A 15,340-nucleotide genomic window follows, 5' to 3' on the forward strand; every position below is an offset into this window, starting at 1 on the left:
CACAATGAACAAGATTAATATTAAAAGCATGATGGTGATGTTTGCTGCTTTTTGGGCAGCAAGCTCATTATCAGCATGTAAGGAATATGAAGACCGTGCCGATGTGAACAGTGGCTCTTATAAGTGGCTGGCACTGAATCAGGCTCGTCAAGTCTGGAACGGAAATGAATGTAATTCTTCTTTAGGATTGAAGGAAGGTGATAAAACAGACACCACAATAACAATCAATACTTCTTTGTATCTAAACCAGAAAGCTGACAATGATTGCAAAGCTGATATTGTTGTCAATAGTGATTCTCTGAATAAGGCAATAGCTTTGGCTCCAACAGGTGGTATCTATGCTAAATATGCAAATGCTGTGTTAATGCCTACAGATGCTTATAACTTATCATCAAAAGATATTACGTTGAAAGCTGGTCAGACAAAATCAGATGATGTGACGATAACTATTCATCGTGGCACATTGTTGGCTAATCCTGTAAGAAACGATAATACCGATGCATTTTTCGTATTGCCTATTTCGTTAAAAAACTCTTCTGATTATAAAATTAACGACAAGGTTAGTACAATGATGCTTTATGTCACATTGCCTACCCAGGACCCAACAATGCCTGACGAGACAACTCCAAAACAGCAATTTAACGGAAAGACTCTTGTTTGGAATGATGAGTTCAACGGAACCGGTAAACCAGATGCTAGTAAATGGTCCTTTGAGAACGGATTTCAACGCAATCACGAAGATCAATGGTATCAGGCTGACAATGCTTATCTTGATGGCAAGGGTGCTTGTCTGATTGAGGGAAGAAAGGAAAGAGTGAACAATCCAAATTATCAGTCAGGAAGTTCTGATTGGAAGCAAAACAGACAATATGCTGAATACACAAGTGCTTCTATGCAAAGCAAGTACATCTACAAATACGGAACGGTGCTTGTGCGTGCAAAGATTCCTACAGCGAGTGGTACTTGGCCTGCTATCTGGCAAGTTGGAAACACTTGGGAATGGCCTCTTGGTGGTGAGATAGACATTCTTGAGTCTTATCCTTCTGGTGGAGTTCCTGCTATTCATGCTAACTATTGCTGGGGATCAGACAAGCGATGGAGCGGAAACTGGCAGTCTAAGGTTGTACCTATGGATAATTTCATAAGCAAGGATAAGGACTGGGCTTCAAAATATCACGTCTGGCGTTTGGATTGGACTAGTGATAGTTTGAAGATTTATATTGACGATGAACTGATTAATGAAATAAGCACATCAAAAACTGTAAATGGCAATGGTGGTGGTGCTCCTAGTGGTGGCGGAATGAATCCGTTTAGCAATACGGTTGCAGACTTTGGCGATCTTATTTGGTTGAATCTTGCTTTAGGTGGAGATAATGGCGGAAGCATTGATAATAGTGCTTTCCCTATGAAATACTACATTGATTATGTGCGTGTTTATCAATAAAGATATAATTCTCAATAGGACTATATAGATTTAATGTTTGGTCGATTCTTGATTTTTATTGAGAATCGACCTTTTTTATTTTGTCTTATTTCTTGTGATGTAGCTTTTAATTTCGTATTTTTGCACAAATCATTAATGAATGTACATTTTCATGAAAAATAATTGTCGCCTATTGGGGTTAACGCTATTCTTTATTCTATCTTTGTTCCGATTGAGTGCCTCTGAGCAGTTTAAAGTTATAGACAATACATTCGGACTACCAGACAATACGGTGAATTGCGTGAATCAGGATTCTCATGGATTTATTTGGATGGGAACTCTCAATGGCCTTTGCCGCTACGATGGGATGCAGTTTACTACATTCAGACATGATGTTAACGATGCCTTTTCTTTGTCAGACAATAACGTGAAAAAGATATTGCCAGTAAACGACGGACTCGTTATTGCTATTAATAAGGGCGTGGACTTCTATTCTTTCAGTGATGGACTTTTTCATCAATTTTATGTTGCCAATAAGCGACGCCCTTATATGTTAAAGTCAAGAATGAACTCTTTACTTATAAACCATGGAAATATAATCGCAGCTGATGAATTTGGTGATTATTATATAAAAAGCGCTGCCTCTGCCGATTGTAAATTTCGTAAACTTACTCATGGTTGCAAAATATATGCGATAAACAAGTTCAAAAATGGTAAGTTGCTTGCTGTTGGTCCTGCGGGACTTTATGTGTTATCGGCTGATGCAAGTCGCATTCTTTATCGGATAAACAAGAAAATAAACATTACTTATAATATAAATATCTATTACAGTAAAAATTCTAATGCTGTATTTGTGGGGAATGGAATTGGACGTAAAAGCCTTGCGTTCAAAGTTGTGGGAGATAAATTTTACGAGGCTCCCATTGCTGTTCCCGATAATCTTATGGATGTTATTGATTATAAAAGCAGTACTGCTTTTGCCGTAGACGGATCTGGATTAGTGTTTGCTAAGAATGGAACGATGACGAAATGTACACCCCAGAACAGTAATATTAGCGGTGATGCTATTTATTCTTTGTTCAAAGATAAAAATGATGACTTATGGGCGGGCTCTTATCGTGCTGGAGTTAATCTCTATTCTGATAAGCAGTCTAAATTCATGATGCTAAGTAGAGCAAATCATGGCATTAGCTATGATATTGTGACAGCCGTCGTTGACGACCGCAACAAAATCTACATAGGACTTGACGGAGGCGGACTCAACATCTATGATAAGACTACGAAGCAGACACGTGTGCTTAACACTTCAAACAGCAATATTGCAGGTAATAATGTGGTTTCGTTGTTAAAGGATAATGAAAATGTGTGGATGGCTATCTACACAAAGGGATTAGTAAAATATTCCATTGCCACTTCACGTTTCCAGTTATTTCGCATGCCTTCAGTCAAGTTGGGTGATGAGAATAATGTGTGGACAATGTGCGATGATGGTTTGGGAAACATCTGGGTGGGAGGACCAAATATCAGTGTGTTTAATAAGAAGACCGGAAAGGCAAAACTCATCAAGTCTCTTATTGGCGTAAATTGTTCGTCTATTCAGCGTGACGGCGATTATGTTTGGATTGGTGCAAGCCATCTCGGAGTTTACAAGGTCGACAGACGCAGCTTTAAAATCATGAAGCATTATTCAGCAAGTTCGGCGATGATGAGGCTGCCAGCCAATGACATAAAATATATTTATGTAGATTCGCGTGCAAGACTGTGGATTGCAATTTCATATTATGGCTTATACTGCATAGATGAAAAGCAGAAGACAATACGTAAATATGATTATAATCAGGGACTTACTGATAATAATGTTGTAGCCATAGAGGAAGATCACAAGGGACAGTTGTGGATGGGAACAGAAAACGGTTTGTTTAGGTTTGATACCAGAACTCAGACTTTTGCAAGATTCGATGTCGACGAAAATATTTCATCTACTTTCACCTATAATTCAAGTCTTTTCAGCGGACACACGATGTTCTTTGGAAGTACAAAGGGGTTGGTCATGTTCAATCCTGCCTTAATTCATTACAGGCAGCTTTATGATAAGGTCAGTCTCACTTCTCTAAATCTGTTGAACAAAGATAATAAGGTCTTTAATCTTTATGGCGACAGTATAAAGAGCATAAATCTTTCTCATGATCAGAATTTCTTTACCATACATTTTTCTGTACCCGAACTTGACTCGCCAAATCGTGTTCATTTCTCATGTCGCCTTAAAGGATTGGAAACATCCTGGCGTGAACTGTCTGGTTCGCGAGAGGTATCATATACGAATGTTCCGCCTGGAACTTATGATTTCTTTGTGCGGTGTATCGACAGTAACGGACATTGGGTAAAGTCAGCTGTGCTCAACATCGTTGTCACACCGCCGTGGTATGAGACAACGTGGGCTATTGGACTTTGGATAATTCTCTTCGTTCTCCTGTTTGTCTCAGCTTTAAAGTTCTATCTTCATGAACTCGATATCAAGCATAATATGCGTATAAGCGAGATTGAGAAAGACACGATGAAAAAGCTCAATGATGCTAAAATGACATTCTATACCAACATCATTCATGAACTGCGTACGCCTGTATTCCTTATTGCAGCACAGATTGAGGAATTGATGGATGTTAAAACGTCAATTGTCAACGTGCCATATTCCTATCTCAAAGCAATGTATCGTAGTTCGATGAAACTGAATAAACTCATCAGCCGCATTATTGATTTCAGAAAGATGGATTCTGATAAACTCAAACTGGCTCTGCAGCGCATGAACGTAGTGGCATTCTGTCAAAACCTTACAGAGGACTATGTGAACCTGTGTGAACAGAAAGACATTTCGTTTACCTTTCAGTGTGATAAGACAGACATCCAGCTTACATTTGATGCTGAAAAACTAGAGATGATTGTTTCAAATTTAGTGTCTAATGCGTTTAAATACACCCAAAAGGGCGGCAATGTAGTCTTCTCAATAGAAGATAGAGATGATGATGTGCAGTTTTCTGTAAAGGATAATGGAATCGGTATCATCGAAAAAATGCGCGACAATATATTCGAAAGCTTCTTCCGTACGGAGCGTGGCGAGAAACAAAGTGAGGGAGACGGCATCGGTTTGTCGGTTGTGAAGAATCTCGTAGAACTTCATGGCGGCAGAATCACTTTGGAAAGCGAGGTGGGAAAAGGTTCTGAATTTATTTTCACAATGCCAAAACGTAAACATTCTGATGATGATTTAATTGATAACGGTCAGTGTGCTTTAGATGCAGACTACAGTCTTGAGCCTGAACCATTTGATACAGCTAAGTCGCCTGGCAATCCTACAGCCACTCATTCTGTGCTTATCATAGATGATGAACCCCAGACCATACAGCTGTTAGAGCGCAATCTTGTTTCCGACTTCAAGGTGTTCACGGCTTGTGATGGAGTAGAGGGTTTAGAGCAAGCTGTCAAAAACCTGCCTGATGTAATTATCTGCGACATAATGATGCCGAAGATGAATGGATTGGAATTTCTTGGAAAGCTGAAAGCCGACAAAAAGCTGTCAAGCATAAAAGTGTTGATATTCACAGCAAAGACTTCCGAAGAAGACATGCTCACCGCTTTTGATAATGGTGCTGATGCTTACGTAACAAAGCCTATTTCGCTCAAGGTCCTCAGAAAAAGAATTGATCGTCTTATTGAGCAGACAGACAATGCCGTGTTGACAAGTTCCATAACCAATAAGACTAACAACTACACCAAGGAGGAACAGATATTCTTGTTAAGGTGTAGGGAAGTCATAGACGACAATCTGAATAACGATGATTTCAGCATTGATTTCCTTGCCGACAAGCTAGCCATGAGTCATTCTTCTCTTTACAAGAAAGTAAAGCAGATGACAGGAATGTCGCTCATCGAGTTTATAAACGATTACAAGATTTATAAAGCTGTGCAGATGTTTAAGCATGGGGCAACCAATATAGAGACCGTCTGTGAGAGTTGTGGATTCAAAGACGTTAAGAATTTCCGAGAGATGTTTAAGCGTAAGATGAAGACCACTCCTAAACTGTTTGTGCAGAGCCTTTAGGGCATCTGTGCGAACACAAAAAAAAACGTTGAAACTCAAATCACGAGCTTCAACGCCTATTATTATTTTTAAAATATTTCTTTAATAAATGGTAACCTCACGGTCTCCATGTATTACCTGTACAATCTATTAACTTTACCTTAAAATCTAATAACTAAACCTAAATTTATTACTACTAACCTAAACAATCTATTAACCTTTTGATGATGCAAAGATAGTGTTATTTTCAGTTGCGTGCAATACTTTCAGGTACATTTAGTGCATAAATACACTTTTTCTTGATGTAAATCAATATATTGTGTTCGCACACAGCTTATTTTTCGTTATTCAGAACCACAATCTGACTTTTATTCTCATTTATGAGAGTTTATTAATAGTTACTCCTTTTAATCGTAAAACTTAAGTTAGCAAACTAATAACATGCCTGATTCCGATTATATCTGTTAAGCTCGCTCAAAATACGGAAGGTTGTAATAACTATGGTAAAGTTCTAGCATCTAGTTACCAATCTTTTTTAAGCTAACTATTTCACACCTCACGGTAAAGATTTTATTGTTATCCCCAAGTTATTATGTAAAAAAATAATAATTGTGTGTAATTTCCAATAAACGTTTTACGTATTCAAAATAAAAGTCTATATTTGTACATAGTCAAATTGACTTTGTATGTATACACTAAAAAAAAAATTATTCTAAATTAGATAAACATGGAAATACTATTTAATATATGTGAGATCGCATTACTCATATTTTTGGCTTATTGCGTGGTAAAGCTCTTTGTGAATATTCTTAGTTCAATAAAGAAGAAAGACAAGAAGTCAATAGCAATCAATTCTATCATATTTATATTAGGCCTATTGTTCTATTTGATAGTAATAAATCCCATTGGACGTGTTTGTATTATATATCAAGAAATAGCCAATGCTATTTAGAGCATCCTAATCTGCTTCTTTTTAAACGAAGAAGTGGGTTAATTTGCAAATATAAAAGATGGATTAAAAGAGACTGTAAACGCCGAAGCTCATTTACGAGTTCGGCGTTACCGTTTCTAAGCCAGTTACTAAAGTGATTGAAATATTAGTCTAATTCCATTCAGATTGGGTTTTCTCAAATCCATTAGTTTAGGCTCTGATTTTTATTCGTTTAAGCTTGCAGTTCCAATAATATTGACTTGTATTATTAATGAACTGCGCACCCGATAAGGGCACATATAGCCGCTGCCATCATAATCAGGTTGGTGATTGTCTTGATGATTTTGTTAAGGTCACCGTTAGTCAATGCTATTCCTCCGACTGATTAGATGTTCCAAGAATACCGAGCAGACTGGTAGCAATGGCAATGACTAGTTTGATGATTATAGATACTTCATTCTTTTTCATGGTTGTGTGTGTTTAAATGGTTAAGAAATTAATTGTTGTTTATGTGATCCTGTTATCAGTAGCGGGACTGTCCGGACAGTCCCTTTTAGCTGTGTTAAGGCTTCACAACTCCACCGTTAGGATCTCCGCCAGCAGGTGCTTTGTTCGTGATTTTGGTGTACTGTCCGTACTCCTTCATCTTTGCCCCTGCGGTAAAGTTCTTGATGCGTTTGTTGGTGGCCCTGTCTACCTTGGTGATAGGTGTGAAGCTTACGCGCACTTTCTTGATGTTTTTCGTTGGATTGAAATCTTTGATGCAATCAGCTCCGATGCATGATATTGCTAGCTTGAAAGTGCCAATTCCGTTGAGCTTTACGCATTTAGAATCTTGCAGTTGGTCGTTCATCACTTCCGACATTTCAGTAAGCACAGCCAGTACATCACTCTTTTTTACTGAGCAGTTGCGCTCAATGATTGCAGCCATTTCGTCTGTTTCTACAGTTGATGTGTGAATCACTCTTGCATAGAACTTATTGTAAGTTTTCAAGTTCTTCTTGTTTTTGTTCATGTAAATTTTGTAGTTCAAAGGCATGATATTGATATTTTTGGTTTACGTTTCGACTTCGGCGGGTAGCGCTAATTCTCTCTTCGGTCATCACCCTGTCTGGATGACGAGTGCAAAGGTAGGGCAAATTATAATTCCAGACAAGCGATTTCAAAGTTTCGTTGTTGAAGGGGCAAAATTCAAAACCTTAAAATATTGATATTGCTAACTTTACAGAGCTAACTATTTTCGTTTAGGGTCTAATTAGCAATGCTTATTCATGTAGCCATACTTGCATGTGGTCGTTTTGGTCAAAGTCATTTTGGTCATTTTGGATTTGCTATAGTGGGGGAAAGCCCCTTATATAAATTATATATTTTAAATATATAATTTATATAAGATATAAAATCCCCCGTATCATGATTTGAAAATGACCAAAATGACTTTGACCAAAACGACCAAAATATGCAAGCGTTAATTAAATATTTGTTGGTAAAAATATTTACATAATAAAGAATGATAGATGTGCGAAAAAAAATAAAATTAGTTTTAATTTGTTATTCTAAGACATTTGCATTACCTTTGTATGAGGTAAACAGTAATAATCATTGCCATGATGCTGTATAATTAAAAACAAGCAAATTAATGTATTTTCAACTGATACAAAATAAAGTAACTAAATGGTTTAAGTCACATGATTGCACCATGCGTCAGCTTATTGACTACATTGTTAGACAAGGCATGATGCGTGATGCTCAGATAGAAGCTGTAAAGACCTATCTGTACCTTAAAATCGAATGTGGTAACCGTCCGCTCTGGCAGTTGTTTACTGAAGGTAAGTTTAATGCCACTCCTGATGACTATGACTCAATGGCGCTTACTACCGAGGCTCGTGAAATCTTGAAAAATGATAAGGCTGCAGAGGCTTTGTTTCAGTATTCTAGACTTACTGATCGCAATGGAAGACAGTTGTCTCCAGTGCTTGAGGAATTCATAAAACAGCATCCTCAAGAGATAGATTACGAGCAGGCTTTCAAAGATGTTTTTTACGGGGTTGACTATCCTGATTTTATCTATAGTTTGCCAATGGGAGCTGGTAAGACTTTTTTGATGGCAACTTTTATATATTTAGACCTTTATCTTGCAATGCAGGAGCCTAACAATAAAGCTTTTGCTCATAACTTTATGATATTTGCTCCTTCAGGACTAAAAAATAGTATTGTGCCTAGCCTTAAACACATTCAGGATTTCGACCCCACGTGGATATTGCCAGACCCAACGGCAAGCCAGATAAGAAAAATTATAAGTTTTGAGGTGCTTGATGAGCAGAAGACTGCTAAGAATAGTAATCTCGTGAAAAATCCTAATGCACAGAAAATTAACAATCATCAGCCGCTTAATGATCTCTTTGGACTGGTAGCTGTGACCAATGCCGAAAAGGTGGTGCTGGACAAAGTGGATAAAGATAGAGGACTGGAACGCAACCTGTACACTGAAAAAGAATGGGACGCGATGAAAAATAGTAATGAGCTACGTGAAATTATCCGACAAATTCCTCATCTCGCAATATTCATTGATGAAGTGCATCATGCCAGTGATGGTGAAATAAAGCTTAGAAAAGTTGTCAGCGATTGGATGAAAAATCCGTCTTTCAACTCGGTTTATGGATTTTCTGGGACTCCATACTTAAAAAGTGCTGAGAAAGTTACCTTGGCAGAAGTATTCGACATCAAAAATACCGATATTTCCAATGTGGTCTATAACTATCCACTTATAAGCGGAATAGGTAACTTTCTAAAAAGGCCTAAAATAAAGACTACAGATAATTCTCAAGAGGCGATAATCACTGACGGTGTTAATGAGTTTTTTGACCTCTATGCAAATACATTATATTGTGATGGAACTTGCGCTAAACTTGCAATCTATTGCAGTAGAATCGAAAATCTAGAGGAAATCGTTTATCCATTAGTTGCTGCTATTGTGAGTAGCCGTGGCATGAATCCACAAGAAACTATATTGAAATATCACGGTGGAAACAAAGACTATTCTGTGCCAGCAGGTTCGGCTACAGATTTTGCCGCCCTTGATACCGATTTCTCGAAATACCGCATCGTATTGTTAGCGCAGATTGGAAAGGAAGGATGGGACTGCAAAAGTCTAACCTCTGTAATTTTGCCACAGAAAGGCGCATGCCCCCAGAATATGGTGCTACAGACTTCGTGCCGCTGCCTAAGACAGGTGGAGCGTGGTAATGAAAGTGAGACGGCTCTTATCTGGCTTAATAAAGATAATGCTGATACTCTCAATAAAGAACTAATTAAACAGCAGAATACGACCATTGATGCTGTGAACAGGGCTGCAGACAATCACAAAAAGAGAGTAGATAGATACATAAGAAAAGACGTGCCACCAATAGACTTCTTTCAACTTAAAATACAATACAATACGCTTGTGGTGGAAGACACTGCAGACACACATTCAAGACTCTCCGATATTGATATTTACAGAGATGCTGCAACACGTGAGATTATTACTCACGAGCAGGATTTGGAAGGAAATATGTTGAATGATGAATTACATGTGTTGACTGAAGAAGACGAATTGCTGCCTATTACCTATCATCAATGGTTGCTGCGTATAACGAAGGAGAGCATGGGAATGCTTAAAATGAGCGAAATAAAAAAATATGACGCCGAATTGAAGCGCATCTTTGATGAGGATTCCACAAAGCAGGAAGACGGAACTTGCACGTTGTTTGAGAATGTAGATCAGAAACGCCTACGCTCAATAATCCGTCAGGCTTTTGTGCCAAAGAGAAGCATTGAAGTCAAGAAAGAAGTGATTCCCGAAAACGCAAGTCTCCTTAAAGTGGACCGTCTGCAAACTCCTCTTTTTATGGATGATGACACTAAATATTATCCTGATCAACCCACTGTGAAGAAAATTGTTGATGCTGATAATGGAACTGGCGACAATGAAGAACTGAAAAAGGTAGAAGTTTTAATTGAGCAGATGAAGCAGATGAATCTACCAGAATGGGAAGAAATGGCAAAGAAGATGAGAAATGATGCTATGAATCGTGACCGTGACCTAGCGGTGAAAGATCAGACTTATCATTATCTGCCTTATCATTTCGATAGTGGATTTGAGATAAAATATTTTTCACAGAAGCTATTAGTGGCAGTGAGAGACAAAGGGCTGGAAGTGTATTTCAACGGTGATGACCAACTTACTGATTTCCGAATAGCATGCTACAGTAAACGTGGCGACGATTGGAGATACATTGGACGATACGTGCCAGACTTTTTGATGATTCAGCGAGACAACGGTGGAAAAATATTCAAGGTACTTATAATTGAGACCAAAGGTGAAGGCTTTGCCGCAAAGTTTAAGGAAAGGCGTAGCTTTATGTCTGAAGAATTCGTGAGGTTGAATAATGACAAGTTTGGTTATCAACGTTTCGATTTTTTGTATGTAGAAGATACATTAAGTAGTGAGCAGCAAACGCAAAGTACGCTATCTAAGATAAATGATTTTTTTAATTTGAAACAACAATAAGCAATGGCAGTTAAATATATTCCATATTTTCCTACGACCCTTGACGGTCAGGCTTTACTAGACAACTTTGTGCGCACTCGCAGAATGTTGCGTTATCGTGAATGCAACAAGGTTGTAGAAAATATTCAGCGTGGGATGCCGCTCTATGAGGTTGAGAAAACTGAGACAGTGGGTAGCAATCCTAGTGACAATATGGTTGTGCGTGGAACGTGCCTTTCTACATGTGCCTATCTTAAAGACAAAGGTACTAAGGTGGATTTGGTTTACATAGATCCTCCTTTTGCCAGTGGTGTCGATTATGCAAAAAAAGTATATTTGAGACGTAATCCTAAGATTGCAGAGGCAATAAAAACTGTCGAAACAGAACTTGATGATGTTGAGCTGAAAAGTTTTAAGGAAAAGTTGTATGGCGATATCTGGGATAAGGAACGATATCTTAATTGGATGTATGAAAACCTTGTGGCAATAAAGAGTGTGATGAGCAACTCCGCAAGTATTTATGTGCATTTGGATAATCATATAGGACATTATGTAAAAATTCTTTTGGATGAAATATTTGGAGAACAGAATTTTAAAAATGAAATTATATGGTATTATGATGATAAATTTGCAACAGGAGGTAGCTCTTTAGATAAAAATCATGATGTGATATATCTTTACACACTTTCAAATTCCTGTGTGGAGAATCCATACATGATACCTAAAGATGAGGTTAGTAAGCGCGCTTTAAGAAAAAAAGTAAATGGGAAAACAATTGATGTAAGAGATGAAAATGGTTCTAAAATTATAGTTGAATATGCTGAGAAGAAGATAGATGATGTCTGGCGGATTCCAAGAACGATTTCAAAAAACAACTATTATGACTATAATACTCAAAAGCCCGAAGAATTATTAAAGAGATGTATAGTGCATTCTAGCGATGAAAACATGCTTGTAGCCGACTTCTTTGGTGGTAGTGGAGTTACGGCAGCTGTAGCCAATAGGCTAGGACGAAGATTTATACACTCTGATGTTGGGGTAAATAGTGTTCAGACTACCCGTGATAGACTTAAAAAGCAGAATGCCGAGTTCAGAATTATGGAGGTGAAAGACGGAATTCAGCTCTATCGCAACCCAGTACAGACTATGGATAAGTTGAAAACTCTGATAAAGGGGCTTCGTAACGAAGATGCACTCGACAAATTCTGGGAAGGAAGCATTGTGAGTCCTAATGATGGGATGATGCCTGTGTATCTACCTAATCTTATGGATTCGTCTACACGATTACTAGACAAGCCGTTGATGAACCGCATACTTCGCGAGGCAATGCCCGATCTGCCTGACGACACTAAAAGAGTGATAGTGTATTATATTGATATTACAGATGAAAAAGAAATAAAAGACTTCATACACGAACAGAACAACACCCTTATTGAGGTAGAACTGAGAGATCTTAAACAGATTCTTGACAATGTGGTCGTTAATGATGAAGCAGAATGGCACGTTGCAGAAGCCAAAGACGGATTTATTGATGTGTGGCGAGTTACAATAGACAGTTTCCAAAGTGACAGAGTGCTAACAAGCATTGCTGAATACAATGCCAAGGGACGAGCTCAGGCTACAAACAAGGGACACGAATACAAGCCGCTCACGATAAGCGATGAAGGACTTGAAACAATAGAGTGGATAAGTGTAGATGAAGAAACTAGCGATATTAATGCACAGTGGCACAGTTCTCACGAGATATTTATTGATAAACTGGGATACGTTACTCGTGACGGAAAAGCGACTAACCAGTTTTGGAAAGGATTTATAGACAGCGATAATAAACCACTGAGAATGAAAATCCGCAATATCTGCGGCGACGAAACCATGTATAGACTGTAAAAATAAAAACAAAATAATTTTACTAGAGTGTTTTTAAAGGCAATGAAGCGCATTGTCTTTAAATTGCCCTTAACTAATAAAAAAACAAAAAGTAATGGCAAAACTACAAATTTTTACGTACGAATTTAACTACATTAATCAGCTAGAAGAAGGAAGTATGTTTAAAGAAATTGAAAACGTTGACGTAAGGAATTCAAGAGCTAGAAAACAAGAAATTCTGAATGATTATCTTCAGTACATGTCAGACAAGAACTTACCCTTTGTGAAGGGGAAAAAACAGTATCAGCAAATTGTGGTGTGGCAGGAAGACGGAATATGGGATTTAAGAATCGCCAACAACAAGAAACAGAAGATTGAACACGAATTCATACAAAAGAGAATACCGGATAACCCAAGTTGTGCCGTACTTATCGATAACCGTAAAGGGGTTCAGACTATTGCTATTCAGAAACTCTCAACGTCGTTCAGTACTCCTAATTCGTTAGCCAAAATTATGATGGAAACTCTTAATCAATACCTTGTGAAAAAACGATTAAGGATAAATATTGCTCCACGCTATGATCCACATGATTTTTGGGATGTAGTGAATAATCATCCATACAAGATAAAAATGGTGCATTTTCAGTTTCCATTTCCTAATCTTCCTGTAATTTCCGACATGATAGGCAACATTATCAACACTGCCGACGACATGAATGGTGCACCGCAATTGAGCTGGCTTGCTAATGAAGATGAAGTGCTTACTCCGCGTCAAGACTCGGATTTACTAAACCGCTGTGTCGAGGCGTGTGCTGCCATCGGCTCTGTGATAAAAGTCAAACTGACTGACGGAACAAATGTTAAATGTGGTGACGGAGGCAGTCAGGAACGTGAAATCAACGATTTTGCACTGAGCCAGGAAGCAGATGAACTGTTTGTTAAAAGATATGAAATGATAATTGCATTTCTCGACAAGATCAACTTAAATAACACGATAGGTAATGTATAAGAGATTTTCTGAGAAGGAGAGCATGGATAGAATGAACAAATATCTTGAAGCGGATAGTATGTTTATGGTAGCTTATTATTTGTTAGCTAAATATACCTCAATGGATGACGAATTGAATCCAGAGGAAATATGGACAGAAGCTCTGAGGGTCGTAAAAAGGTTGATTAACAGTGAACATCCTGATTTTTTGGTCTATAACATAGGATTAAATCTTAATTCACGTTATGCCTCTTTAAAATCATCAGATGGCACTTCATTAATAAAGCGTAGTAAGGAAAAGGCACAATACACTACGCTTCTTGTTCTTTGGTGTGCCTTGATAAAATTGAGCGAAGCTGGGGAGACGGAAGAATGCACCACAATAATGTTAGCAATTATTAGAAACATAAGTACGCATCCCAAATACAAACAATTATCTGATGATTTACACCATCACGAAATGATTAAAGAGCATCAAGGCTTTTTTGCTGATACAAGCAAGAAACTAAGTGATTTGTGTGATTGTAGTCAAGATGAGCAAACTGTTGGAGGTACGTTAATTAATTTGGTTGATTCTGCCGAAAAATTAGGACTTGAAACTATTTTGTCTCTTATCATGGTATATTCTGAATTTCAAAGAGAATGCCAAAGTACTTCAATTGAAGAAGCAATTCATGAAGCGATAGAATATGCATACGGTAGATGTAGTGATTTTTATAAAAATCATCTACCGGCAACTAATCAGACTATAAGCGGCAGCAACGTGTTTAATGGCGATGTAAAAGATCCTAGGTTTATAATACCGAAAGATTGGGATAAAAAAGGTAAACTATTGAATGATTATGGACAAATACCACCAGAAGAACAATAATTGCAATGTTTTCAATGGTCCGGTTTATGGCGGAGTATTCCTTGCTCCTCAGCAAACTGATCATGTGGCAGAAGCGGAAGTTGCTGATGCTGTTGAAATAAAAGAAACGACAGCAAATGTTGAAACTCCACGTCGTGGTAGAAAGGCTGAATTTCTTTTTGAGAAAGATGGTGAGAAAGATGATGCGTTTACAGAAAAATGTGCAAAAGCATTTATTGATTTTCTATCACGTCATCATGTTAAGGATAATAAAACTCTATGCTCAAGCAAGGATAATTATCCCTCAAAGGTGTTTGTTGCATTATACAAATTATTGACAGAGAAAGAAATTTTATCAAGTAATTGCAATGGTAATTCATGTTATGATTTTCTTTATTCTGACTGTAACATGAATAGTAGTGTGACCAAGAAAAGTTATTCTGGATTTATAAAGAAACTCATCGATAACAGCAAACCTGATGTTCTGCTAGTTGATGAAGTGAAAAAATTGATAGAAGAATTAGGCATTAAATAATTTTATTTAGTGCATTTGATTCTAGGCATATAGGGCAATCCGCAGAGGGTTGCCCTATTTCTGTTTTAAGCCGAATGGAATTTAGCTTAAAAGGCTTAAATGGCTTAACAAAAAACTTGCTCTACATTTGCATCCGTCATCCGA

9 protein-coding genes are annotated in these 15,340 nt (G+C 37.7%); 7 read left to right on the plus strand and 2 right to left on the minus strand.

Annotated elements, in window-relative coordinates:
• The first annotated feature begins 4 nt into the window (after positions 1-4).
• The gene (locus prwr041_RS07560; protein WP_207153221.1) at positions 5-1,444 is read left to right on the plus strand and encodes a family 16 glycosylhydrolase; all 1,440 of its coding nucleotides are present in this window, start codon (positions 5-7) and stop codon (positions 1,442-1,444) included.
• 151 nt (positions 1,445-1,595) lie between these two features.
• Positions 1,596-5,519: a hybrid sensor histidine kinase/response regulator transcription factor gene (locus tag prwr041_RS07565; RefSeq protein ID WP_207153222.1), complete on the plus strand. Its 3,924-nt coding sequence runs from the start codon at positions 1,596-1,598 to the stop codon at positions 5,517-5,519.
• A gap of 1,279 nt (positions 5,520-6,798) precedes the next feature.
• Here the strand turns inward: prwr041_RS07565 and prwr041_RS07570 are convergent.
• Positions 6,799-6,897: a DUF6486 family protein gene (locus prwr041_RS07570; RefSeq protein ID WP_154650163.1), complete on the minus strand. Its 99-nt coding sequence runs from the start codon at positions 6,895-6,897 to the stop codon at positions 6,799-6,801.
• A 94-nt stretch (positions 6,898-6,991) separates the two neighbouring features.
• Positions 6,992-7,444, minus strand: a complete 453-nt coding sequence (locus prwr041_RS07575) for an HU family DNA-binding protein (protein WP_237072176.1) — start codon at positions 7,442-7,444, stop codon at positions 6,992-6,994.
• 621 nt (positions 7,445-8,065) lie between these two features.
• Between prwr041_RS07575 and prwr041_RS07580 the strand changes: the two genes are divergently transcribed.
• The 5 genes from prwr041_RS07580 (at position 8,066) to prwr041_RS07600 (ending at position 15,196) form a co-directional block, all read left to right on the plus strand.
• Positions 8,066-10,978: a DEAD/DEAH box helicase gene (locus prwr041_RS07580; protein WP_207153224.1), complete on the plus strand. Its 2,913-nt coding sequence runs from the start codon at positions 8,066-8,068 to the stop codon at positions 10,976-10,978.
• Positions 10,979-10,981: 3 nt separating this feature from the next.
• Entirely contained in the window at positions 10,982-12,844 is a 1,863-nt protein-coding gene (locus prwr041_RS07585; protein WP_207153225.1) for a DNA methyltransferase, read from the plus strand.
• A 94-nt stretch (positions 12,845-12,938) separates the two neighbouring features.
• On the plus strand, positions 12,939-13,832 hold the full coding sequence (locus prwr041_RS07590; RefSeq protein WP_207153226.1) for a hypothetical protein: 894 nt from the start codon (positions 12,939-12,941) through the stop codon (positions 13,830-13,832).
• Entirely contained in the window at positions 13,825-14,682 is an 858-nt protein-coding gene (locus tag prwr041_RS07595; RefSeq protein ID WP_207153227.1) for a hypothetical protein, read from the plus strand. The genes prwr041_RS07590 and prwr041_RS07595 overlap by 8 nt, the downstream gene beginning before the upstream one ends.
• Complete coding sequence (locus prwr041_RS07600; protein ID WP_207153228.1) at positions 14,654-15,196, plus strand: hypothetical protein; 543 nt, start codon at positions 14,654-14,656, stop codon at positions 15,194-15,196. The genes prwr041_RS07595 and prwr041_RS07600 overlap by 29 nt, the downstream gene beginning before the upstream one ends.
• Positions 15,197-15,340 lie beyond the last annotated feature (144 nt).

It is taken from the genome of Prevotella herbatica (assembly GCF_017347605.1).
In the GTDB taxonomy this organism is placed as follows: Bacteria; Bacteroidota; Bacteroidia; order Bacteroidales; family Bacteroidaceae; genus Prevotella; species Prevotella herbatica.